Annotated in this window: 22 protein-coding genes and 1 tRNA gene; 1 reads left to right on the plus strand and 22 read right to left on the minus strand. The window is 62.3% G+C overall.

Annotated elements, in window-relative coordinates; genetic code table 11:
* Positions 1-74: 74 nt before the first annotated feature.
* Complete coding sequence (locus tag AC1D3B_RS01015) at positions 75-1,859, plus strand: ABC transporter transmembrane domain-containing protein (protein ID WP_478188803.1); 1,785 nt, start codon at positions 75-77, stop codon at positions 1,857-1,859.
* 23 nt (positions 1,860-1,882) lie between these two features.
* On the opposite strand, the gene AC1D3B_RS01020 is transcribed toward AC1D3B_RS01015, so the two are convergent.
* The 22 genes from AC1D3B_RS01020 to pnp form a co-directional block, all read right to left on the minus strand.
* On the minus strand, positions 1,883-2,320 hold the full coding sequence (locus AC1D3B_RS01020; RefSeq protein ID WP_478188804.1) for a DUF1178 family protein: 438 nt from the start codon (positions 2,318-2,320) through the stop codon (positions 1,883-1,885).
* Between the two features lie 27 nt (positions 2,321-2,347).
* Positions 2,348-2,920 (minus strand): NUDIX domain-containing protein, encoded by a 573-nt coding sequence (locus AC1D3B_RS01025; RefSeq protein ID WP_478188805.1) that lies wholly within the window; start codon positions 2,918-2,920, stop codon positions 2,348-2,350.
* Between the two features lie 6 nt (positions 2,921-2,926).
* Positions 2,927-3,232: a DUF2818 family protein gene (locus tag AC1D3B_RS01030; RefSeq protein ID WP_478188806.1), complete on the minus strand. Its 306-nt coding sequence runs from the start codon at positions 3,230-3,232 to the stop codon at positions 2,927-2,929.
* An 8-nt stretch (positions 3,233-3,240) separates the two neighbouring features.
* A complete protein-coding gene (gene nuoN / locus AC1D3B_RS01035; RefSeq protein WP_478188807.1) occupies positions 3,241-4,728 on the minus strand; it encodes an NADH-quinone oxidoreductase subunit NuoN in 1,488 nt (495 codons plus the stop codon).
* 24 nt (positions 4,729-4,752) lie between these two features.
* Positions 4,753-6,228, minus strand: a complete 1,476-nt coding sequence (locus AC1D3B_RS01040) for an NADH-quinone oxidoreductase subunit M (protein WP_478188808.1) — start codon at positions 6,226-6,228, stop codon at positions 4,753-4,755.
* A gap of 26 nt (positions 6,229-6,254) precedes the next feature.
* The gene (nuoL, locus tag AC1D3B_RS01045; RefSeq protein ID WP_478188809.1) at positions 6,255-8,279 is read right to left on the minus strand and encodes an NADH-quinone oxidoreductase subunit L; all 2,025 of its coding nucleotides are present in this window, start codon (positions 8,277-8,279) and stop codon (positions 6,255-6,257) included.
* Positions 8,280-8,289: 10 nt separating this feature from the next.
* Positions 8,290-8,598, minus strand: a complete 309-nt coding sequence (gene nuoK, locus AC1D3B_RS01050) for an NADH-quinone oxidoreductase subunit NuoK (RefSeq protein ID WP_028248920.1) — start codon at positions 8,596-8,598, stop codon at positions 8,290-8,292.
* Entirely contained in the window at positions 8,595-9,242 is a 648-nt protein-coding gene (locus AC1D3B_RS01055; RefSeq protein ID WP_478188810.1) for an NADH-quinone oxidoreductase subunit J, read from the minus strand. Before AC1D3B_RS01055 ends, nuoK begins: the two co-directional genes overlap by 4 nt.
* 46 nt (positions 9,243-9,288) lie before the next feature.
* Positions 9,289-9,831, minus strand: coding sequence for an NADH-quinone oxidoreductase subunit NuoI (nuoI, locus tag AC1D3B_RS01060; protein WP_478188811.1), 543 nt, complete (start codon positions 9,829-9,831; stop codon positions 9,289-9,291).
* Between the two features lie 11 nt (positions 9,832-9,842).
* Positions 9,843-10,919 (minus strand): NADH-quinone oxidoreductase subunit NuoH, encoded by a 1,077-nt coding sequence (nuoH, locus tag AC1D3B_RS01065; protein WP_478188812.1) that lies wholly within the window; start codon positions 10,917-10,919, stop codon positions 9,843-9,845.
* Complete coding sequence (gene nuoG, locus AC1D3B_RS01070) at positions 10,916-13,066, minus strand: NADH-quinone oxidoreductase subunit NuoG (protein ID WP_478188813.1); 2,151 nt, start codon at positions 13,064-13,066, stop codon at positions 10,916-10,918. The genes nuoH and nuoG overlap by 4 nt, the downstream gene beginning before the upstream one ends.
* Before the next feature lie 17 nt (positions 13,067-13,083).
* Complete coding sequence (gene nuoF / locus AC1D3B_RS01075) at positions 13,084-14,424, minus strand: NADH-quinone oxidoreductase subunit NuoF (protein WP_478188814.1); 1,341 nt, start codon at positions 14,422-14,424, stop codon at positions 13,084-13,086.
* Positions 14,424-14,939: an NADH-quinone oxidoreductase subunit NuoE family protein gene (locus tag AC1D3B_RS01080; RefSeq protein ID WP_478188815.1), complete on the minus strand. Its 516-nt coding sequence runs from the start codon at positions 14,937-14,939 to the stop codon at positions 14,424-14,426. Before AC1D3B_RS01080 ends, nuoF begins: the two co-directional genes overlap by 1 nt.
* A gap of 8 nt (positions 14,940-14,947) precedes the next feature.
* Positions 14,948-16,201, minus strand: a complete 1,254-nt coding sequence (locus AC1D3B_RS01085; RefSeq protein ID WP_478188816.1) for an NADH-quinone oxidoreductase subunit D — start codon at positions 16,199-16,201, stop codon at positions 14,948-14,950.
* Positions 16,201-16,809 carry an NADH-quinone oxidoreductase subunit C gene (locus AC1D3B_RS01090; RefSeq protein WP_478188817.1) on the minus strand — a complete coding sequence of 203 codons (609 nt, stop codon included), beginning with the start codon at positions 16,807-16,809 and terminating at the stop codon, positions 16,201-16,203. Before AC1D3B_RS01090 ends, AC1D3B_RS01085 begins: the two co-directional genes overlap by 1 nt.
* 13 nt (positions 16,810-16,822) lie before the next feature.
* Positions 16,823-17,302: a NuoB/complex I 20 kDa subunit family protein gene (locus AC1D3B_RS01095; RefSeq protein ID WP_012748606.1), complete on the minus strand. Its 480-nt coding sequence runs from the start codon at positions 17,300-17,302 to the stop codon at positions 16,823-16,825.
* Positions 17,303-17,317: 15 nt separating this feature from the next.
* Entirely contained in the window at positions 17,318-17,677 is a 360-nt protein-coding gene (locus tag AC1D3B_RS01100) for an NADH-quinone oxidoreductase subunit A (RefSeq protein WP_478188818.1), read from the minus strand.
* Positions 17,678-17,736: 59 nt separating this feature from the next.
* A tRNA-Leu gene (locus AC1D3B_RS01105) sits at positions 17,737-17,821 on the minus strand.
* Positions 17,822-17,940: 119 nt separating this feature from the next.
* Positions 17,941-18,366: a preprotein translocase subunit SecG gene (gene secG, locus AC1D3B_RS01110; RefSeq protein WP_478188819.1), complete on the minus strand. Its 426-nt coding sequence runs from the start codon at positions 18,364-18,366 to the stop codon at positions 17,941-17,943.
* A gap of 36 nt (positions 18,367-18,402) precedes the next feature.
* Entirely contained in the window at positions 18,403-19,152 is a 750-nt protein-coding gene (gene tpiA, locus AC1D3B_RS01115) for a triose-phosphate isomerase (protein ID WP_478188820.1), read from the minus strand.
* An 11-nt stretch (positions 19,153-19,163) separates the two neighbouring features.
* Positions 19,164-20,162: an NAD(P)H-quinone oxidoreductase gene (locus AC1D3B_RS01120; RefSeq protein WP_478188821.1), complete on the minus strand. Its 999-nt coding sequence runs from the start codon at positions 20,160-20,162 to the stop codon at positions 19,164-19,166.
* An 89-nt stretch (positions 20,163-20,251) separates the two neighbouring features.
* A complete protein-coding gene (pnp, locus tag AC1D3B_RS01125) occupies positions 20,252-22,540 on the minus strand; it encodes a polyribonucleotide nucleotidyltransferase (RefSeq protein ID WP_478188822.1) in 2,289 nt (762 codons plus the stop codon).
* Positions 22,541-22,644 lie beyond the last annotated feature (104 nt).

A 22,644-nucleotide genomic window follows, 5' to 3' on the forward strand; every position in this document is an offset into this window, starting at 1 on the left:
TCTCAATATTAGTTGCCGCGACAATTACTGTCAAGGCGACTTTTGAGCTGGCAACCGATAGCTAGAATCGGGCCATGGTTTCCCCTGCTTCTCCTTTGCCCGGCAAAGGCGCTCCCAAGTCCCTGTCGGGGCTGGCCCCTTTCCTGCAGCCCTACCGCGTCCAGATTGGCCTGGCGGCCGTTTTCCTCGTCCTGGCGGCGGCGACAACGCTGGTGTTTCCTGTAGCGCTTCGCAGCCTGATCGACGGCGGCCTGGTGCCCGGCGACAAGGGCGAACAGACGATGGCGCTGCGCGATCACTTTGTCGCGCTTTTCGCCGTTGCAGTGGCCCTGGGTGTCTTTTCGGCGGCCCGCTTCTATACGGTGAGTTGGCTGGGCGAGCGCGTGACGGCCGACCTGCGCAATGCCGTCTATGCGCACGTCCTGCGCCAGAGCCCGGTGTTCTTCGAGACGACGCAAACCGGGGAAGTGCTGTCGCGCCTCACGGCCGACACCACGCTGGTTCAGACGGTGGTCGGTTCCTCGCTCAGCATGGGATTGCGCAACGCGGTGATGGGCATCGGCGCCTTGGCTATGCTGATCTGGACCAACCCATATGTGATGGTGCAGGTGCTCGGCATCCTGGTGCTGGTGGTCTTGCCGAGCATGTGGTTCGGGCGTCGTGTCCGCAAGCTCTCCCGCGCCAGCCAGGACCGCGTGGCCGATTCGAGCGCCATTGCAGCCGAGGTACTGAACGCCATACCGGTGGTGCAAAGCTATACCGCTGAAAGCCGCGAAGCGGCCCGTTTCGATGCGTCGACCGACAGTGCGTTCCGCACCGCCGTCCGCCGCACGAAGGCACGCTCCGTCCTGGTGGCCTTCATCATCATCGCGACATCGGCGGCGTTGCTCTGGGGGCTGTACCAAGGGACCCAGGCCGTGCTGCACGGCGACATCACCGCCGGCCACCTCGGCCAGACCGTTGTCTACGTGATCATCCTGGCAAGCGCGGCGGCTGTCCTCGGCGAGGTCTACGGCGACCTGCTGCGCGCCGCCGGCGCCACCGAGAGGCTGATGGAACTGCTGCACGCCAAGCCCGTCATCCTGTCGCCCGACCAGCCAATACGGGCGCCGATTCCCGAAGCCGGGAGTGCAGTCAGCTTCGATTCCGTGAGCTTTCATTACCCGTCGCGTCCAGGCACGCACGCCCTGCGGGACTTCAACCTGTCCGTGGAGCCCGGCGAAACGGTGGCACTGGTCGGATCCAGCGGCGCCGGCAAAAGTACGGTTTTCCAACTGCTGCTGCGCTACTACGACCCACAATCAGGGCGAATTGCGCTCGACGGAACGCCACTCGCCTCGTTGTCGCTGGACGAGCTTCGCACGCGCATCGGCCTGGTGCCGCAGGACGCTGTGATCTTCTCGGCCAGCGCCTTCGAGAACATTCGCTATGGCCGTCCGGAGGCGAGCGCAGAAGAAGTGCACGCCGCAGCCAAGGCGGCCTTCGCGGACGGCTTCCTGCGGGCGCTGCCCGAAGGCTACGACACATTCCTTGGGGAACGAGGTGTCCGTCTATCGGGCGGCCAGCGCCAACGGATCGCAATTGCGCGCGCCATGCTGAAGAATCCGCCGCTGCTGCTGCTCGATGAAGCGACGAGTGCGCTCGACGCCGAGAGCGAGCGCATGGTGCAAGCCGCGCTCGAATCCGCGATGTCAGGCCGCACGACGATCGTCATTGCGCACCGTCTCGCCACCGTCCAGAAAGCCGATCGAATCCTGGTGCTGGACCACGGCGGGATCGTCGAACAGGGAACGCATGCGGCCCTGGTCGCCCAGAACGGCGTGTACGCCCGGCTGGCCGCCTTGCAATTCGCTGCTTGAAGTCGCCTGCGACGTGGCGCCTGTTACTGCAGCGTTTCCTTGAGCGCCGCCGGCAAAGACAACGAGAACACCGAAATGCCTTCGTCGACCAAGGTCTGAGCTTGCTCGCGCGTGGCCTGACCACGAATGCCGCGTTCTTCGGCTTCGCCATAGTGCATCTTGCGCGCCTCATCGGCGAAGCGCTCGCCAACATCCTCGGTCTGGGCAATCACTTCGCGCACCGCCCGCAACCAACGGGCCTCGGGCGAGTTGTCTACGGATGGGACCGCGGGCGTTTCAGGGGATGGCTTGGCACCGCCCAGATTCAGCCGCGGTGCGGCCAGCAGCTTGGTGATCGCGGTGTCGCCGCAAATAGGGCACTCCACGAGCCCTGACGCAAGCTGGGTATCGAAAGCATCGTGCGACGCGAACCACCCTTCGAAGCCGTGGCCGTGTGCGCATTGCAGGTTGAGGACCTTCATGCGCCGATTATCCGGCGCGATTGGACATCACGCCGATTTCCAGTCGAGCACCCACCCGCCAGAAAGGACGTTCTGCAGCCACAGCGTGCAAGTCAGCGTCTTGGCATCGGAGACCGTGCCGTCCTTGCACCAATCCATCAGTTCTTCGGGCGTCGCAGTGATCACGTCGAGGAATTCGCCATGATCGAGTTGCCGGGCGCCGAGGGAGAGGCCTCGCGCAAAGTAGATGTGGATGATCTCGGTCGAATAGGCCACCGCGAGGTGCATGGCACCTGCGTGCGCCCACTCGCTGGCCGTGTAGCCGGTTTCCTCGATCAGTTCGCGCTGTCCGCACAGCAACGGGTCTTCGCCAGCATCCAGTTTGCCGGCGGGGAATTCAGTCATCACATGGCCGACGGGGTACCGAAACTGACGCTCGAGCACGACACGGCCATCGTCGAGGAGCGGCACCACGACCACGGCCCCGGGGTGAACGATGTATTCGCGGGTCGCGGTATGCCCATCGGGTAGCCGGACGGTGTCACGCTTGGCCTGGAGGAAGTTGCCTTTGAAGAGCAACTCGCTCGATGCCACTTCTTCCTTCAGATGTGAATCATCCATCTCGGCCTAGCTTCGGTGTTTGAGCAGGTAGCGCCAGGTGAACCCTGGAAAAGCCAGCACGATGAACAAGGCGCCCGTGACCGCATAGAACTCCCAACCCTGGGAGGAAATTTGGCCAACACGGCTTTCGAACAGCAATCCGATACCGCCCGCGACGAAATAGAGGAATACGAGTTCGCCCAGTCTCAAGCCCAAGGACTTGGTGCGCGCGGAGATCGGCACCAGGCCCAGCAGACGATCGGTGATGAAAGGCAGGTTGGCCGCCACCAAGGCGACCAGCAGCACCATCCAGACCGATGCGTTCTGCGACACGGACGTGATCAGGTAGCCAGCGTGGCCACGATCGCCTGTGCGCAGAGCGTCATGAGCCCGCCGGGCAGGATCCCGAGGATCAGGATCAGCGCGCCGTTGAGAGTCAGCACCGTACGCACATCACGCGGCGCCGAAACGGTCGTGGCCGTCACAGGCGCATCGAAATACATGACCTTGACCACGCGCAGGTAGTAGAACGCGCCAATCAGCGACATCACGACCGCGAACACCGCCAATGTGATGTACATCGCCTGGCCCGACGCGATCAGCGCCTGAAGCACGGCCAGTTTCGCGTAGAACCCGACGAGCGGCGGAACGCCGGCCAACGAGAACATCGCGATCGCCATGACGCCGGCATAGAGCGGGCTGCGTTGGTTGAGCCCTGCAAGGTCGGTGATCTCTTCGCTTTCGAATCCCTCGCGCGCAAGAAGCAGGATGATGCCGAAACTTGCGAGAGTGGTCAGAACGTAGGTCACGATGTAGAACATCGAGGCGCTGTACGCAAACTGTGCGTTGTAGGTGTTGCCGTTGACGACGCCAGCGACGAGACCGAGCAGCATGAAGCCCATCTGCGCAATCGTCGAATAGGCCAGCATGCGCTTGAGATTGGTCTGCGCAATGGCGGCCAGATTGCCCACCAGCAGCGACGCTATCGCAAGCAACGCAAGCATCTGCTGCCAGTCGATCGCGAGCGGCAGCAGCCCCTCGACAAGCAGGCGGATGATGATTGCGAAGGCTGCCAGTTCCGGCGCCGCACCGATCATCAGCGTGACGGCGGTCGGTGCACCCTGGTAGACGTCGGGCACCCACATATGGAACGGAGCCGCACCGACCTTGAACGCCAGGCCGGCCACGATGAAGACCAGGCCGAACACCAGCACCTGGTGGTTCACCTTGCGGCTCGCGATTGCCTTGAACACTTCATTGATGTCGAGCGATCCGGTCGCGCCGTACATCATCGAGAGTCCGTACAGCAGGAAGCCGCTCGCCATTGCGCCGAGCACGAAGTATTTCATCGCTGCTTCGCTCGCCACTGCGTTGTCGCGGCGCAGCGCAACCAGCGCGTAGCTCGAGAGCGTCAGCAGTTCCAGACCCAGGTAGATCAGCAGGAAATTGCTGCCGGACATCATCACGAACATGCCGAGCAGGGCCAGCATGCTGATCGTGAACATCTCGCCGCCGCGGAGCATGCCGCGATCAGCCGAGTATGGTCGTCCGTAGACCAGCGTGACCATGAGAGCAACGGTCGCGAAGCACTTGAGCCAGTTGCCCATCGGATCGCTCACCACCATGCCGCCAAAGCCATAGATGGTCTTGCCGGCGGACGCATTGAACCCGCAAAGCACCGCCACGATGGCGAGCGTCATCAGGGTCAGGATGTAGGTGGCCGTACGACGGGGGCTGGTGGTGGACAGATCCAGCAGCGCGATGACGCAGGTCGCGACCAGCAGCACCACCTCGGGGTAGATCGTCATCCAGCTGAGTTTGTCAATCATCTCGTTCTCTTGTTCAGCTTGGACTTAGGGCAGCTTGGAAATCGCCATGTGCTTGAGCAGTTCGGCCACGGAAGTATTCATCACGTCCGTGAAGGCCTTCGGATAGAGGCCCATCCACAACACCGCTATCGCCAGCAACGCCAGCATGAGGAATTCGCGCGCGCCGATATCGCTCAGTTCCTTGACGTGCTCGCTGCCGACGGGGCCAAGGTAGACGCGCTTGTACATCCACAACGTATAGGCCGCGCCGAAGATCAGCGCTGTGGCGGCACCGAGGCCAAGCCAGAAGTTGGCCTTGACCGCGCCCAGGATCACCATCCATTCGCCGACGAAGCCGGCGGTGGCCGGAAGGCCGCAGTTGGCCATTGCGAACAGCAGCGCAAAGGCCGCGAACTTGGGCATGGTGTTGACCACGCCGCCGTAGTCGGCGATCTGTCGCGAATGCACGCGGTCGTACAGCACGCCGATGCAAAGGAACATCGCGCCGGAAACAAAGCCGTGCGCGATCATCTGCACGATACCGCCAGCAATGCCGAGGTCGTTGAAGATGAAGAACCCGAGCGTCACGAAGCCCATGTGAGCCACCGACGAATAGGCCACCAGCTTCTTCATGTCCTGCTGAACCAGCGCGACCAGGCCGACGTAGATCACCGCAATCAGTGACAGCGTGATCATGAGCCAGGCCCACTCATGCGAGGCGTCCGGTGCGATGGGCATCGAGAACCGCAGGAAGCCGTACGCGCCGAGCTTCAGCATGATCGCCGCCAGCACGGCAGAGCCGCCGGTGGGCGCTTCGACGTGCACATCCGGCAACCATGTGTGGACCGGCCACATCGGCACCTTCACCGCGAATGCGGCAAAGAATGCGAAAAACAGGAAGGTCTGTTCGCTGGCCGTCAAGGGAAGCTTGTGCCAGGTCAGGATGTCGAAGCTGCCGCCCGCCCTGTTGTACAGGTAGATCAGCGCGACCAGCATGAGCAGCGAGCCGAGCAGCGTATAGATGAAGAACTTGAACGCCGCGTAGATCTTGTTCGGTCCGCCCCAGATACCGATGATCAGGTACATCGGGATCAGCGTGGCTTCGAAGAAGACGTAGAACAGAACGCCGTCGAGCGCCGAGAATGAACCGATCATGAGACCGGACAGAATCAGGAACGCGCCCATGTACTGGTTCACGCGTTCGGTGATCACTTCCCATGCAGAGATCACCACGATGACCGTGATGAACGCCGTCAGCAGCACCAGCCAGAACGAGATGCCGTCGAGACCGATGTGATAGCTGATGTTGAAGCGTTCGATCCAGCTTTCTTTTTCGACGAACTGCATCGCTGCAGTTCCGGTCTGGAAGCGCGAATAGAGCGGCAGGGTGACCAGGAAGCTCGCGATCGAGCCGACAAGCGCCACCCAGCGCACACCCCTTGCGTGCTCGTCACGACCGAACGCCAGCAATACGACGCCGAAGGCGATCGGCATCCAGATGGCAAGGCTCAACAAACCCATTTTTGTTTTTCTCCAGCGAGAGCCGCTTACCGTTTAAACCAGACGAAGCACGTCATGAGGATGAAGATGCCCAGGAGCATCGCGAAAGCGTAGTGATAGATGTAGCCCGACTGGATCCAGCGCACGGCGCCGGCAATGCGGCCGACAAGTTTCCAGGAACCGTTGACGATTGCGCCGTCGATGATCCCCTGGTCTCCGCCCTTCCAAAGGCCGGTGCCCAGTGCGCGGGTGCCGCGTGCGATCACGTTCTCGTTGAACCAGTCCATGTAGTACTTGTTCTCGAGCAGGCGATAAATCGGGCCGAACGCGCGCTTGATCGCGGCGGGCACGGCCGGATTGATGAGATACAAGTACCAGGCCACGACGACCCCGGACAGCGCCAGCCAGAACGGCGCGGCAGTGAGGCCGTGGAGGGCCATGGCCATCGGACCGTGGAAGGCCTCGGCCAACTCCTTCATCGCTTCGTGCTTCCCTTCGTCGACAAAGATCGCGCCCTTGAAGAACTCACCGAACAGCAGAGGATCGATGGTCATGTAGCCGATCACGACCGACGGAATGGCCAACATCACCAGTGGCACCCACACCACCCACGGTGACTCGTGCGGCTCGTGGTGTTCGTCATGATGACCATGACCGTCGTCTGCCCCATGATGTGCATCGGGATTCTGGTCGTAGCGCTCCTTGCCATGGAAGACCATGAAGTACATGCGGAACGAATACAAGGCAGTGACGAACACACTGGCCAGTACCGCGAAGTAGGCGAAACCGGAACCCCAGAGGTGGCTCTCGTGGACCGCTTCGATGATGCTGTCCTTGGAGTAGAAGCCCGAGAACCATGGCGTACCGATCAACGCCAGCGAGCCGACCAGCGATGTGATCCAGGTGATCGGCATGTACTTGCGCAAGGCACCCATCCAGCGCATGTCCTGGTTGTGGTGCATGCCAATGATGACCGAGCCGGCACCGAGGAACAGCAGCGCCTTGAAGAACGCGTGCGTCATCAGGTGGAATATCGCGACCGAGTACGCCGATGCGCCGAGCGCCACTGTCATGTAGCCCAGCTGCGACAACGTGGAATAGGCAACCACGCGCTTGATATCGTTCTGTATGACGCCGAGGAATCCCATGAAGAGCGCGGTGATCCCGCCGATCACGAGCACGAAACTCAGGGCCGTATCGCTCAGCTCGAACAGCGGCGACATGCGCGCCACCATGAAGATGCCTGCCGTGACCATGGTCGCGGCGTGGATCAGCGCGGAGATCGGGGTCGGGCCTTCCATCGAGTCGGGCAGCCACACATGCAGGGGGAACTGCGCACTCTTGCCCATCGCGCCGATGAACAGGCAGATGCAGATGACCGTGATCAGCATCCATTCGGTGCCGGGGAAGCTCAGCTTCGCCAGCTCATCCGCCTTGGCAAAGGTCTCGCCGTAGTTCAGCGTACCGGCGTAGGCGGCGACCAGGCCGATGCCCAGGATGAATCCGAAGTCGCCAACCCGGTTGACCAGGAAGGCCTTCAGGTTGGCGAAGATCGCAGTCGGCCGGTTGTACCAGAAGCCGATCAGCAGATAGGACACGACACCGACTGCTTCCCAGCCGAAGAACAGCTGCAGCATGTTGTTGCTCATGACGAGCATCAGCATCGAGAAAGTGAACAGAGAGATGTACGCGAAGAAGCGGTTGTAGCCCTCGTCTTCCTCCATGTACCCGATCGTGTAGATGTGCACCATCAGCGACACGAAGGTCACCACGCACATCATCAACGCCGTGAGGCCATCGACCAGGAAGCCGACCTCCATCTTCAGGCCGCCGACCGTCATCCATTCATAGATCGTGGCATTGAAACGGGCACCGTCGGACACTACGCTCCTGAGCGTCATCACCGAGATGACGAAGGCAATCGCCACGCCGAGGATGGTCAGCGAATGCGTGGCGCGCCGGCCGATGAGGCTGCCGCCGAATTTGGTGCCGAAGATGCCGGCGACGACGGCGCCGACCAAGGGGGCCAGCGGTACGGCCAGCAGTGTGGATCCGGAAAGTGTTGCGCTCATGAGAAATCTTTCAGCCCTTGAGCGCGTTGAGTTCGTCGACGTTGATGTTCGACTTGTTGCGGAACAAGAGGACCAGCAGCGCCAGCCCGATCGCCGATTCGGCCGCGGCGACCGTCAGGATGAAGAACACGAAGATCTGTCCGTGCATGTCGCCCAGGAAATACGAGAAGGCGACGAAGTTCATGTTGACGGCCAGCAGCATCAGCTCGATGCACATCAGCAGCACGATGAGGTTCTTGCGATTCAGGAAGATGCCGATGACCGAGAGCGCGAAGAGCATCGCGCCGAGCGAGAGAAAGTGTCCGAGCGTGAGCGTCATGCCTTGGTCTCCGCTGCTGCCGAGGGTTGTTCGACAACAGGTTCCGCGGCGCGCGTCACGGGCATCTGCACGATGCGCACGCGGTCACGGGCCTTCACGCGAACCTGGTCGGCCGGGTTCACGTACTTGCTGTCCTTGCGGGCGCGCAGCGTCAGCGCAATCGCCGCGAACATGGCGACCAGCAAGATCACGGCCGCGATTTCGAGCGGATAGAGGTAATCGGTGTAGAGAAGCTTGCCAAGCTCCAGCGTGTTGGATGTGTCAGGGCCGCTCGCAAGCGCGCTCTTCGGCACGCTCAGGCGGAAGCCGCCCATCAGCACTGCGGCCATTTCGAGCGCGATCAACGCACCGACGCCGGCGGCAAGCGGAAAGTGCCGCCAGAAGCCTTCGCGAAGTCCTTCGACGTCGATGTCCAGCATCATGACGACGAAGAGGAACAGCACCATCACGGCCCCCACGTAGACGAGGACCAGTGCGATCGCCAGGAATTCGGCGCGCAGGATCAACCAGATCGCCGACGCCTGGAAAAACGCCAGCACGAGGTAGAGCGCTGCATACACGGGGTTGCGGGCGGTAATGACGCGGAATGCTGCGAACAGCAGCACCGCGGAAAACAGATAGAACAGACCGGTCTTGACGTCCATGGAGCGAATTCGTTGCGAGTTTCGGGCTAGGCTGGAACTCAGCGCTTCAGCGGTACTTGGCGTCAGCCGCCTTGTTGGCGGCGATTTCTTTTTCGTAGCGGTCGCCCACGGCGAGCAGCATGTCCTTGGTGAAGTACAGGTCGCCACGCTTTTCACCGTGGTATTCGAAGATGTGCGTCTCGACGATCGAGTCGACCGGGCAGCTCTCCTCGCAGAATCCGCAGAAGATGCACTTGGTCAAGTCGATGTCGTAGCGCGTGGTGCGGCGGGAGCCGTCGTCGCGCACATCGGATTCGATGGTGATCGCGAGCGCCGGACACACGGCCTCGCAAAGCTTGCAGGCGATGCAGCGCTCTTCGCCGTTTTCATAGCGGCGCAACGCGTGGAGTCCACGGAAGCGCGGCGACAGCGGCGTCTTCTCTTCGGGAAACTGAACGGTGATCTTCCGGCTGAAAGCGTACTTGCCAGTGATGGCCAGCCCCTTGAACAACTCGAACAGCATGAAGCTGCGCAGGAAGTCCTTGAGCGAGAACGGCGCGGAGAGGGACGAGGAGGAGCGCGCAAGCGCGCTGGCAGAAGGCGCAGTCATGGCAGTTCCAGTTACTTCCAGATGTTGAACGGGGTCTGCATCCAGGCGCCGACCACCACAAGCCACACAAGCGTGACAGGAATGAAGATCTTCCAGCCGAGCCGCATGATCTGGTCATAGCGGAAGCGCGGGAAGGTCGAACGAACCCACAGGAACATCGTAACCACGACGAAGGTCTTGATGCCCAGCCAGATCCACCCGGGAATGAATGCGAGGAAGTCGAACGGAGGCAACCAGCCGCCGAGGAAGAGCACCGCGCACAGGATCGAGACGAGCCACATGTTGGCGTACTCGGCCAGGAAGAACATGGCGAAGCTCATGCCCGAGTACTCGATCATGTGACCGGCGACGATTTCCGATTCGCCTTCCACCACGTCGAATGGGTGGCGATTGGTTTCAGCCAGCCCCGAGATGAAGTAGACGACGAAGATCGGCAGCAGCGACAGCCAGTTCCACGAAAGGAATCCGATGCCCATCGAGGCGAAGTGCCCCTTGCCCTGCCCCATGACGATGTCGGTCATGTTGAGGCTGGCCGACACCATCAGCACGACGACGAAGCAGAAGCCCATCGCGATTTCGTAGCTGACCATCTGGGCCGAAGCGCGCAGCGCGCCTAGGAATGCGTATTTGGAGTTCGACGCCCAGCCGGCGATGATCACGCCATAGACCTCGAGCGAGGTGATGGCCATCACGAACAGCAGGCCGGCATTGATGTTGGCCAGCGCGATTTCAGGTCCGAAAGGAATGACTGCCCAGGCGGCCAGCGCCGGCATGATCGTCATGATGGGCCCCAACAGGAACAAGCCCTTGTTGGCAACCGTCGGCAGGATGATTTCCTTGGTCAGCAGCTTGAGCGCGTCAGCGATCGGCTGCAGCAGACCCAGCGGCCCGACGCGGTTGGGGCCGATGCGAATCTGCGTGAAGCCGATGGCCTTGCGTTCCCACAGCGTGAGATAGGCCACGGCACCCATCAAAGGCAGCACCACGACGACGATCTTGATCAGCGTCCAGATCACAGGCCACGCCAGGCCGGTCCACCAGCCGGCAGAGACCAGGCCCAGGCCGAAGCCATGCAGCGCGTCGATCATGCGAGCACCTCCCGCGCCGCGGCGGCCTGCGCCATCCGCGCATCGGCCGTGAGCTGCAGGGACGGCGCACGACGAACGGTGCCGTCGAGTTGGTAGATGCTTGCGACGACCGGCGATGCAACCGAGCGATTGCTCGGCTGGATCGACGCCGCGGTTGTGTTGTTCAGCCTGTCGGCCAGCACCTCTCCGGGCGAGCCGACATCGGCCAGCACGTCTGACGTGGATTCGAATGCAAAGCCCGAGAGGCCGAGCAGATTGGCCAGCACGCGCAGGACCTTCCAGGCCGGACGCGTTTCGCCCAGGGGCTTCACGACCGCGTGGAAGCTTTGCGCGCGACCTTCGGCGTTGATGAAAGTCCCGGGGGTCTCGGTGAATGGCGCGACGGGAAGCAGCACATCGCTGAATTCGAGATTGGACTTGAACGGGCTCAACGTCACGACCATCTGCGCGTGGGCAAGGCCTTCGATTGCGGCTGCACCGGCGGCCGAATCGAACGCGGGCTCGGTGTTGAGCAGCAGCGCAGCCTTGAGTCCGCCAGCGAGCATCTGGCCCGCATTCAGGCCGTCCGCTTTCGGCAAGGCGCCGACAACCTGCGCGCCGACCGTGTTGGCCGCTTCGGTCAGGTAGCCGACGCTGGCGCCCGTCTGTGTGCCGATCCAGTTGGCCAGGGCCAGCAAGGTACTGGCTTCGCCATGGTGTGCCGCCGCATTCCCGAGCAGGATGGCCTTGCGTTCGCCGCCAAGCAGCGATGCTGCCAGTGCCTTCGCTGCGTCGCTTGCAGCATCGCTCTTGGCCACGGGTGCCGTGGCTCCGGTGCTTTCGGCAACGGCGGCCGCGATGTCGACCAGTGCCGCAACCCATTTCTGAGCTGGTACCAGGACCGAATTCGCCACTGGCATGGCCCAGGCGTCGGCATCGGCGAGCAGTTCCGGGGAAGTCAGCGCATTGAGCACACCACCCTTGCGGATCGATTGACGAATGCGCTGCGCGAACAGCGGATGGTCCTTGCGCAGGTTGGAACCGATCACGAATGCGCGTTGCAGTTGCGACAGCGATGCGATCGAGGTGCCCAACCAGCGGACGCCTTCGAATGCACCGAATTCGGCGCTGCGCAGGCGGTAGTCGATGTTGTTGCTGCCAAGGCCGTGCGTGAGCAGGTTGGCCAGGTGCAACTCTTCGAGCGTGCTGTGCGGACTGACCAGCGTGCCGATGCTTTGCGCGCCGTGGTCGGCCTTGATCTGCTTCAGGCCGTTGGCCACGTATTCCAGCGCGGTCTGCCAGTCGACTGGCTGCCATTGACCGCCCTGCTTCAGCATCGGCTGGGTCAGGCGCTCAGGGCCATTCAACGCCTCGTAGGAAAAGCGGTCGCGGTCGGCAATCCAGCACTCGTTCACATCCTCGTTCTCGAGCGGCACCACGCGCATCACACGGTTGTTCTTCACCTGGACGATGAGATTGGCACCGGTCGAGTCGTGCGGACTCACCGACTTGCGGCGCGACAGCTCCCACGTACGCGCGCTGTAGCGAAAAGGCTTGCTCGTGAGGGCGCCAACCGGGCAGATGTCGATCATGTTGCCCGAAAGCTCGGAATCGACCGAGTCGCCGAGGAAGGTCTCGATCTCGGAGTGCTCGCCGCGGTTCGACATGCCGAGTTCCATCACGCCAGCCACTTCCTGGCCAAAGCGGACGCAGCGCGTGCAATGGATGCAGCGGCTCATCTCTTCCATACTGATGAGCGGGCCAACGTCCTTGTGGAACACCACGCGCTTTTCTTCTTCGTAGCGTGAAGAAGATCCACCGTAGCCCACGGCCAGATCCTGCAATTGGCACTCGCCACCCTGGTCGCAGATCGGGCAATCGAGAGGATGGTTGATCAGCAGGAACTCCATCACCGACTGCTGGGCCTTGATGGCCTTGTCGCTCTTGGTGCGGACGATCATGCCTTGCGTCACGGGCGTGGCGCAGGCCGGCATCGGCTTCGGCGCCTTCTCCACGTCAACAAGGCACATGCGGCAGTTGGCCGCGATGCTGAGCTTCTTGTGATAGCAAAAGTGCGGGATGTAGGTGCCCGCCTTGTCGGCCGCATGCATGATCATGCTGCCTTCGACGATGTCGACCTTCTTGCCGTCGAGTTCGATTTCAACCATATGTGTTCTTCTTGCGCTCAGGCCTTGACCGGCGCCTTCGGGACGTAGCCCGGAATCAGCGCCTCGAACTCGTGGCGGAAGTGCTTGATCATGGCCCGCACCGGCATCGCGGCGGCATCGCCCAGTGCGCAGATCGTGCGGCCCTGAATGTTGTCGGCGACGGAGTTCAGGAGGTCCATGTCGGTGGCCTTGCCATGGCCGTTGTGGATGCGATCCACCACGCGCCACAGCCATCCCGTGCCTTCGCGGCATGGCGTGCACTGGCCGCACGATTCGTGCATGTAGAAGTACGAGAGGCGTTTGAGCGATTCGACCATCGATCGGCTATCGTCCATGACGATCACGGCACCAGACCCGAGCATCGACCCCGCCTTGGCGATGGAGTCGTAATCCATGGTGCACTCCATCATGATGGAGGCGGGAAGCACCGGAGCGGACGAACCGCCAGGAATCACGGCCTTGAGCTGACGCCCTTTGCGCACGCCGCCCGCGAGTTCGAGCAGCTTCGAGAAAGGCGTGCCCATCGGGACTTCGTAATTGCCGGGCAGCTCGACGTCGCCGCTGACGGAGAAGATCTTGGTACCGCCGTTGTTCGGCTTGCCGCACTCGAGGTAGGCTGGGCCGCCGTTGATGATGATCCACGGCACTGCCGCGAAAGTCTCGGTGTTGTTGATCGTCGTCGGCTTGCCGTAGAGGCCGAAGCTCGCCGGAAATGGCGGCTTGAAGCGCGGCTGACCCTTCTTGCCTTCGAGCGATTCGAGCAGCGCCGTTTCTTCGCCGCAGATATAGGCGCCGAAACCGTGGGCCGCGTGAAGCTGGAAGTTGTAGCTGCTGCCCAGGATGCCGTCACCCAGGTAACCGGCTGCCCGCGCCTCTTCCAGTGCTTCCTCAAAACGATCGTAGGTCTGGAAGATTTCGCCGTGGATGTAGTTGTAGCCCACGCTGATGCCCATCGCGTATGCCGCGATGGCCATGCCCTCGATCACGATGTGCGGGTTGTAGTGCAGGATGTCGCGGTCCTTGCACGTGCCCGGCTCGCCTTCGTCGGAATTGCAGACGAGGTACTTTTGGCCCGGGAACTGGCGGGGCATGAAGCTCCACTTCAGGCCAGTCGGAAAACCCGCGCCGCCACGACCCCGCAGGCCCGACGACTTGACTTCGGCGATCACCTGGTCGGGCGTCAGCCCTTCGCCCAGGATCTTGCGCAGCGCCTGGTAACCGCCGCGCGCCTCGTAGTCGGCGAGCCGCCAGTTGGTGCCGTCGAGGCCGGCATAGATCTGCGGTGTGATGTGACGATCGTGAAAGCAGGTCTGGACGCCAGTAGCCTGGAACTGCGAAAGCACTTGCTCGGGCGACATCATTGCGCTCCCCTCAAGCCGTCGATCAGTTGATCGAGCTTTTCATTGCTCATGAAGCTGCACATCGTGCGGTCGTTGACCAGCATCACCGGGGAATCGGCGCAGGCACCAAGGCATTCGCTTTGCTGCAGCGTGAACATGCCGTCCGGCGTGGTCCCGCCCATTTCGATGCCCAGCTTCTTCTCGAGGTGCTTGAGCGCGACAGCTCCGTCGCGCAGCTGGCACGGCAGATTGGTACAGACGTTGAGCTTGAACTTGCCCACCGGCCGCTGGTTGTACATGTTGTAGAAAGTCGTGACCTCGTGCACTGCGATCGGCGCGATGCCCAGGTAGGCGGCAATTTCGCGTTCGCGCTGTTCGCTCACGAAGCCCTCATCCTGCTGCACGATCGCCAGGCAAGCCATGACCGCGGACTGCTTTCCTGCCGGCGGGTACTTGGCGACCTCTCGCGCAAAACGCTCGAGCGTCGCAGTGGACAGAGCCGCCTGGGGGCTGTGGGTGGTGTCGGAATTCATGGGTTCGCTCACCTGTCTATCTCGCCGAACACGATGTCCATCGTGCCGATCACGGCCACTGCATCGGCAATCATGTGCCCGCGCGCCATTTCGTCAAGCGCCGCCAGATGCGGAAAGCCCGGTGCACGGATTTTGAGACGGTAGGGCTTGTTGGCGCCGTCGCTCACCAGATAGATGCCGAACTCGCCCTTGGGGTGTTCGACGGCGGCATAAGCCTCGCCTTCTGGCACGTGGAAACCTTCGGTAAAGAGCTTGAAATGGTGGATCAACTCCTCCATGTTCGCCTTCATCGATTCGCGCGCAGGTGCAGCCACCTTGTGGTTGTCGGTAATGACAGGACCCGGATTGGCACGCAGCCATGCGGAGCATTGCTGGATGATGCGGTTGGCCTGGCGCATCTCTTCCACGCGGACGAGGTAGCGGTCATAGCAGTCGCCGGTCTTGCCGACGGGCACGTCGAAGTCCATGCGGTCATAGACGTCGTACGGCTGCTTCTTGCGCAGATCCCACTCGACGCCGGAGCCCCGCAGCATCGGGCCGGTGAAGCCAAGGTTCAGGGCACGTTCTGGAGAAACGACGCCGATGCCGACCGTGCGCTGCTTCCAGATCCGGTTGTCGGTGAGGAGCGTCTCGTACTCGTCGACCATCTTCGGGAAACGCCGGCAGAAATCGTCGACAAAATCCAGCAGCGAGCCCTGACGGTTTTCGTTGAGCCGCTCGATCGCCTTTGCGTTCTTGATCTTGCTGGCCTTGTACTGCGGCATCACGTCCGGCAGATCGCGGTAGACGCCGCCCGGACGGAAATACGCTGCGTGCATGCGCGCGCCGGAGACTGCTTCGTACATGTCGAACAGGTCTTCGCGTTCGCGGAAGCAGTAGATGAGCATGTTCATCGCACCGCAGTCGAGGCCGTGCGCGCCGAGCCACAGAAGGTGGTTCAGCAGGCGCGTGATCTCGGCGAACATCACCCGGATGTATTGCGCGCGAATGGGCACCTCGAGGCCCATCAGCCGCTCGATCGCGAGGCAGTATGCGTGCTCGTTGCTCATCATCGACACGTAGTCGAGCCGGTCCATGTAGGGCAAGGACTGGATAAAGGTGCGCGATTCGGCGAGCTTCTCGGTCGCCCGGTGCAGCAAGCCGATGTGCGGATCGGCGCGCTGGATCACTTCCCCGTCCAACTCCAGCACAAGGCGCAGCACGCCGTGCGCCGCCGGGTGCTGGGGTCCGAAGTTCAGCGTGTAGTTCTTGATTTCGGCCATCAGTGGAGTCCGCCGTAGTTGTCTTCGCGGATCACGCGCGGCGTGATTTCGCGCGGCTCGATCGAGACGGGCTGGTAGACCACGCGCTTCTGCTCCGCGTCATAGCGCATCTCGACATGGCCGGAGACGGGGAAGTCCTTGCGGAACGGATGCCCGATGAAGCCGTAGTCGGTCAGGATGCGACGAAGGTCGTCATGACCCTCGAACACGATGCCGTAGAGATCGAAGGCCTCGCGCTCGAACCAGCCCGCGGCATTCCAGACGCTGGTGAGCGAATCGATGACCGGCAGATCCTCGTTCGGAACAAAGACCTTGAGGCGAACGCGCTGGTTGAGGCTCACGGAAAGCAGATGGGACACAACGCAGAAGCGCTCGCCCTCCCACTCGCCGTCGCGGTATCCGGAATAGTCCACGCCGCAGAGGTCGATCAACTGCTCGAACCGACACCCCGGCGCGTCGCGCAGCAAAGTGGCCGCCGCCAGGTATTCGGCCGCACCGACCACCACCGTCACCTCGCCCAGCGCGAGCGTGACGCTCTTAGCCCTCGTGCCAAGCGTTTCGGTGATCTGGGTCTGCAGCGCCTCGGGAGAAATGGCAAAGTCAGTCATCGTCTCTCGCTCTTCAGGCGCGCGCGATCGTATTGGTACGGCGAATCTTCTGCTGGAGTTGGATCACTCCATATAGAAGAGCCTCCGCGGTCGGCGGGCAGCCCGGCACGTAGACATCGACCGGCACGATGCGATCGCACCCTCGCACGACCGAGTAGCTGTAGTGGTAGTAGCCACCGCCGTTGGCGCACGAGCCCATCGAGAGCACCCAGCGAGGCTCAGGCATCTGGTCGTAGACCTTGCGCAGCGCGGGTGCCATCTTGTTGCAGAGCGTGCCAGCGACGATCATCAGATCGGACTGGCGCGGGCTGGGCCGGAACAGCATGCCGAAGCGGTCGATGTCATAGCGCGCAGCGCCCGCATGCATCATCTCCACGGCACAGCAGGCCAGACCGAAGGTCATGGGCCACAGTGATCCGGTCTTGGCCCAGTTCACCACCGAGTCGTAGGTCGTGGTGACGAAACCTTCCTTCATGACGCCTTCAATGGCCATTTTTCGGATTCCTTGTCATTCCCAGTCGAGGGCGCCCTTTTTCCACTCGTACGCGAAGCCCACGACGAGGATGGCGAGAAAAATCATCATTGCCCAGAAGCCGGCAGGCCCGATTTCCTTGAGCGCTATGGCCCACGGAAAAAGAAAAGCGATTTCGAGGTCGAAAAGGATGAAGAGGATCGCGACGAGGTAGTAGCGGACGTCGAACTTCATGCGCGCGTCTTCGAAGGCCTCGAAGCCGCATTCGTAAGGGGAATTTTTTTGAGCGTCGGGCCGGTTGGGACCGAGGATGTAACCCAGAACCTGAGGTGCGACGCCGACTCCGACACCGACCAGGATGAACAACAGGACGGGGAGGTAGGAATCGAGGTTCATCAGGGGGTTCTATCACCGCTTGCCACCGACAGGAAGCATAGATTCCTGTCGGTGAGATTTGGTGCGGTCGGCGAGACTCGAACTCGCACAGCTTTCGCCACTACCCCCTCAAGATAGCGTGTCTACCAATTTCACCACGACCGCGGTTTTCTGTCCGGATGGCATGAGGAACCTCCGAGAGGCTTTGGCTTTCCGGAACAGCTTTAGAGTTTACCCTGAAAAACAGCCGTTTTTACTGGGCAATTGTAGAGATCACGACAAGGCTACTTGGCCGGAATCTGTGCGGCGCCCGAAGCTGGTGCGGACGGGGCCGAAGCCGGTGCATTCGTCGCTGGCGCAGCGGGTGCGCTTCCCGCCGGAATCTCTGCCGCCGACCCGGTGGCGGGCGCGGAAGCAGGCGCGGGACCGCCTGCAGCAGCACGCTCCAGCAGGCTGCCGCCGCCCACGGGGCGCGAGTGACCGAAATAGGCCAGCAGAAGCGTGCACGCGAAGAACACAGCTGCGAGAACCGCGGTCGTGCGCGAGAGGAAGTTCGCGCTGCCGCTCGCACCAAAAAGGCTGCCTGCGCTGCCGCTGCCGAAGGCCGCGCCCATGTCGGCGCCCTTGCCGTGCTGGACCAGGATGAGACCGATCATCGCAAGTGCAGTGAGCATCTGCACGCCCACGAGAATATTGAGGACCACGTTCATTCGTTCTAACTCCTAATTTGGTGGCGGTGCGCTGTCTCAGCGAGCCGCGGCAATGATCTGCAGAAAGTCGGGGGCTTTGAGCGACGCGCCGCCGATCAACCCGCCGTCGATGTCGGCTTGCGCGAGCAACTCAGCCGCGTTCGCGGCGTTCATGCTCCCACCGTAAAGGATCCGGATACCCGCCGCATGCTCGCTCGCTGCGTGATGCAACTGTGCGCGCAACACCGAATGCACCGCCTGCGCCTGTTCGGGCGTTGCGGTCTTGCCGGTGCCGATGGCCCAGACGGGCTCGTAAGCCACGACGATCTCGCTGATGCAGTGGCCATTGATGTGGATCACGGCGGCGAGCTGGCGCTTGACGACTTTCTCGGTCTGCCCTGCTTCGCGCTGCGCCAACGTTTCGCCGACACAGACGATGGGAGTGATCCCGTTGGCCAGGGCGGCAGTTGTCTTCGCGGCCACAACCTCATCGGTCTCGCCGTGATACTGGCGCCGCTCCGAGTGGCCCACGATGGCATAGCGCACGCCGAATTCCTTCAGCATCGCGGCCGATAACTCGCCTGTGAAAGCGCCCTGGGACTGCGCCGATACGTCTTGCGCACCCAATGCGATCGGAGTCCCGGCGACCAGCGATTGAACCTGCGCCAGGTACGGCGCTGGCACGCACACCGCGACTTCGCAGGCCGGCGAGGCGATGCCCGCCAGCAAGACCTTCACGAGCGCCTCGTTGGCAGCGAGGCTCCCATTCATCTTCCAGTTGCCCGCGATCAGCTTCTTCTTGGTCATGTCTGTCTTGTTCACCAGGTCAGCACGATCTTGCCGATGTGCTGATTCGATTCCATCAGGACGTGGGCTTGCGCGGCACCGCTTGGAGCACCCTTTGCAGCAAAGCTGCTGTGGATGACCGGCTTGACTGCTCCGCTCTCGAGCAGCGGCCACACCTTCTCGCGCAATGCCTTGGCGATCGCACCCTTGAACGCAATCGGCCGCGGACGCAGCGTCGAGCCGGTGATCGTGAGCCGCCTGCGCAGCACCAGTCCCGCATTGAGTTCGCTCTTGATGCCACCCTGCACTGCGATGATCACGAGCCGGCCGTCTTCGGCCAGGCATTCGATCTCGCGCGCGACATACGCGCCAGCCACCATGTCGAGCACCACGTCGACGCCCTTCCCGCCGGTAAGGCGCTTGGCCTCTTCGACGAAATCGGCAGTCTTATAGTTGATCGCGTGATCCGCGCCCAGTTTCCTGCACGCTTCGCACTTGTCGTCGCTGCCTGCGGTCACGATCACGGTCGCGCCAAGCGCCTTGCCCAACTGGATGGCCGTGACGCCGATGCCGCTGGAGCCTCCCTGGATCAGCAGGGTTTCACCCTTCTGCAGGCGACCACGCTCGAACACGTTGCTCCATACGGTGAAGAACGTTTCGGGCAGCGTGGCCGCCTCGACGTCGCTCCAGCCCGCGGGGACCGGCAGGCATTGCGCGACAGGCGCCACGCACAGTTCCGCATATCCACCGCCCGCGACCAGCGCGCAGACATGGTCTCCGATCTTGAAACCGGCGTCTGCCAAGGCCTTCGCGTCGCCCGCCACGATCTCGCCCGCCACCTCGAGGCCAGGCAAGTCCGACGCGCCAGGCGGAACTGGGTAGTGACCCATCCGCTGAAGCACGTCGGGGCGATTTACGCCGCTCGCGGCCACGCGAATCAGCAGCTCGCCCTCACCCGCGACGGGGTCAGGACGCTCCACCATTCGCAGCACCTCGGGGGCACCGAACGATGTGATCTCAATGGCTTTCATGGTCTTCTCTGGCTGCAATGCCCGCGCTCAGGCGGGCATTGGTCGAACTACTACAAGTACTAGTGCGATGGCGTCGCCGCCGGCCCTCTTCAGGGTTGATGGTCGCGATTCGAGTCTTGCAGTGGCAATTGCTCGGCCAGTTGTTCGGCCTGCTCGCCATTGCGCTCGTTGCTTTCGAAACGCGGCGCACGTTCGGCGCGCGGCGGACGGTCGCCACGATCAGAGCGCTCGCGGCGATCGCCACGATCTTCACGCGGCGGACGGTCGTTGAACTCCATGCCGGCCGGACGCTCCGCCAGTGCCTTCATGGACAGCTTGACGCGACCCTTTTCATCGGTCTCGAGCACCTTGACCTTCACGATCTGGCCTTCACTGAGGTAGTCGGTCACCTTCTCGACACGCTCGTGTGCGATCTGGCTGATGTGCAGCAGGCCATCCTTGCCGGGCAGGAGGTTGATCAGCGCGCCGAAATCGAGGATCTTGGTGACAGGGCCTTCATAGACCTTGCCAATCTCCACTTCGGCCGTGATCTGTTCAATGCGCTTCTTGGCCTCTTCGGCCTTGGCCGGATCGGTCGAGGCGATCGTGATGGTGCCGTCTTCGTCGATGTTGATCTGGGTGCCGGTCTCTTCGGTCAGCGCGCGGATCACCGAACCACCCTTGCCGATCACGTCACGGATCTTCTCGGGGTTGATCTTCATCGTGAACAGGCGCGGCGCGAAGCTGGAGACTTCGGCCTTGGCCTCACCCATGGCTTCCTGCATCTTGCCGAGGATGTGCATGCGCGCTTCCTTGGCTTGTGCCAGGGCGACCTGCATGATTTCCTTGGTGATGCCCTGGATCTTGATGTCCATCTGCAGCGCGGTAATCCCATTGGTCGTGCCGGCGACCTTGAAGTCCATGTCGCCCAGGTGATCTTCATCACCCAGGATGTCGGTCAGCACCGCGAAGCGGTTGTCTTCCTTGATGAGGCCCATGGCGATGCCCGCGACGTGCGCCTTCATCGGCACGCCGGCGTCCATCATCGAGAGGCAGCCCCCGCAGACTGAAGCCATCGACGAGGAACCGTTCGACTCGGTGATTTCCGACACGACGCGGACCGTGTACGGGAACTCTTCCTTGCTCGGCAAGCAGGCGACGAGCGCGCGCTTGGCGAGACGGCCATGGCCGACTTCGCGGCGCTTGGTCGAACCCATGCGGCCGACTTCGCCGGTGGCGAAGGGAGGCATGTTGTAGTGGAACAGGAAGCGGTCTTCGTACTCGCCGGCCAATGCATCGATACGCTGCGCATCGCGCTCGGTACCGAGCGTGGTCACGACCAGCGCCTGGGTTTCGCCGCGCGTGAACAGGGCCGAGCCGTGGGTGCGCGGCAGCACGCTGTTGCGGATTTCGATCGGGCGCACGGTACGCGTGTCGCGACCGTCGATGCGGGGCTCGCCCGACAGGATCTGGCTGCGAACGATCTTCGATTCGATCGAGAACAGCAGGTCGTTCACCTTGCCTGCGTCGAAGGGTTCGCCGCTCTCTTTCAGCGCTGCCATCACGCTGGCATTGGCTTCGCGCAGCGCTTGCGTGCGCGCTTGCTTGCTGCGAATCTGGTAGACGGCGCGGAGCTTTTCCTCGGCCAGGCCCTTGACCTTGGCGACGAAGGATTCGTCTTCGGCGGGCGGTTGCCAGTCCCACACCGGCTTGCCGGCGTCACGGACGAGTTCGTGGATTGCGTTGATCGCGATGTTGGCTTGCTCGTGACCGAACACCACGCCGCCGAGCATGATTTCTTCGCTCAGTTGCAGCGCTTCGGATTCGACCATCAGCACGGCGGCTTCAGTGCCCGCCACGACGAGGTCCATCTGCGAATCCTTGCGAGCCGTCTGGCCCGGATTCAGCACGTACTGGCCGTTGATATAGCCCACGCGGGCTGCACCGATCGGACCGCTGAACGGAATGCCGGAGATCGACAGCGCGGCGCTGGTACCGATCATGGCGGCGATGTCGGCATCGACTTCGGGATTGAGCGATAGCGTGTGGATGACCACATGCACTTCGTTCAGGAAGCCTTCGGGGAACAGCGGACGGATCGGGCGGTCGATCAGGCGGCTGGTCAGCGTTTCATGTTCGCTAGGCTTGGCTTCTCGCTTGAAGAAGCTGCCGGGGATCTTGCCTGCTGCGTAGGTCTTTTCGATGTAGTCGACGGTCAGGGGAAAGAAGTCCTGGCCGGGCTTCGCGGACTTGGAAGCAACCACTGTCGCCAGGACGACGGTGCCCTCGATGTCCACGATCACGGCGCCGCTGGCCTGGCGTGCGATTTCGCCGGTTTCCAGGACGACGGTCTTGTCGCCCCACTGGAAGGTCTTGGTGACTTTGTTGAAGAGACTCATGTTCAGCTCCTGATTTTGATAGCGGCTCGACCTGTGGTGATCACAGGCCCCGCGGGGCCGGAGTGCTTTTCAGAACACGATGCCATTCCAGGGAAGCTCGACGT

It is taken from the genome of Variovorax sp. P5_A3 (assembly GCF_056400665.1).

Bases quoted from the DNA above. Each gene is read 5' to 3' on its own strand.
- AC1D3B_RS01015 (WP_478188803.1), top strand. From the start codon at position 75: ATGGTTTCCCCTGCTTCTCCTTTGCCCGGCAAAGGCGCTCCCAAGTCC.
- AC1D3B_RS01020 (WP_478188804.1), bottom strand. From the start codon at position 2,320: ATGAAGGTCCTCAACCTGCAATGCGCACACGGCCACGGCTTCGAAGGG.
- AC1D3B_RS01025 (WP_478188805.1), bottom strand. From the start codon at position 2,920: ATGGATGATTCACATCTGAAGGAAGAAGTGGCATCGAGCGAGTTGCTC.
- nuoN (WP_478188807.1), bottom strand. From the start codon at position 4,728: ATGATTGACAAACTCAGCTGGATGACGATCTACCCCGAGGTGGTGCTG.
- AC1D3B_RS01040 (WP_478188808.1), bottom strand. From the start codon at position 6,228: ATGGGTTTGTTGAGCCTTGCCATCTGGATGCCGATCGCCTTCGGCGTC.
- nuoL (WP_478188809.1), bottom strand. From the start codon at position 8,279: ATGAGCGCAACACTTTCCGGATCCACACTGCTGGCCGTACCGCTGGCC.
- nuoK (WP_028248920.1), bottom strand. From the start codon at position 8,598: ATGACGCTCACGCTCGGACACTTTCTCTCGCTCGGCGCGATGCTCTTC.
- AC1D3B_RS01055 (WP_478188810.1), bottom strand. From the start codon at position 9,242: ATGGACGTCAAGACCGGTCTGTTCTATCTGTTTTCCGCGGTGCTGCTG.
- nuoI (WP_478188811.1), bottom strand. From the start codon at position 9,831: ATGACTGCGCCTTCTGCCAGCGCGCTTGCGCGCTCCTCCTCGTCCCTC.
- nuoH (WP_478188812.1), bottom strand. From the start codon at position 10,919: ATGATCGACGCGCTGCATGGCTTCGGCCTGGGCCTGGTCTCTGCCGGC.
- nuoG (WP_478188813.1), bottom strand. From the start codon at position 13,066: ATGGTTGAAATCGAACTCGACGGCAAGAAGGTCGACATCGTCGAAGGC.
- nuoF (WP_478188814.1), bottom strand. From the start codon at position 14,424: ATGTCGCCCGAGCAAGTGCTTTCGCAGTTCCAGGCTACTGGCGTCCAG.
- AC1D3B_RS01080 (WP_478188815.1), bottom strand. From the start codon at position 14,939: ATGAATTCCGACACCACCCACAGCCCCCAGGCGGCTCTGTCCACTGCG.
- AC1D3B_RS01085 (WP_478188816.1), bottom strand. From the start codon at position 16,201: ATGGCCGAAATCAAGAACTACACGCTGAACTTCGGACCCCAGCACCCG.
- AC1D3B_RS01090 (WP_478188817.1), bottom strand. From the start codon at position 16,809: ATGACTGACTTTGCCATTTCTCCCGAGGCGCTGCAGACCCAGATCACC.
- AC1D3B_RS01095 (WP_012748606.1), bottom strand. From the start codon at position 17,302: ATGGCCATTGAAGGCGTCATGAAGGAAGGTTTCGTCACCACGACCTAC.
- AC1D3B_RS01100 (WP_478188818.1), bottom strand. From the start codon at position 17,677: ATGAACCTCGATTCCTACCTCCCCGTCCTGTTGTTCATCCTGGTCGGT.
- secG (WP_478188819.1), bottom strand. From the start codon at position 18,366: ATGAACGTGGTCCTCAATATTCTCGTGGGCGTGCAGATGCTCACTGCA.
- tpiA (WP_478188820.1), bottom strand. From the start codon at position 19,152: ATGACCAAGAAGAAGCTGATCGCGGGCAACTGGAAGATGAATGGGAGC.
- AC1D3B_RS01120 (WP_478188821.1), bottom strand. From the start codon at position 20,162: ATGAAAGCCATTGAGATCACATCGTTCGGTGCCCCCGAGGTGCTGCGA.
- pnp (WP_478188822.1), bottom strand. From the start codon at position 22,540: ATGAGTCTCTTCAACAAAGTCACCAAGACCTTCCAGTGGGGCGACAAG.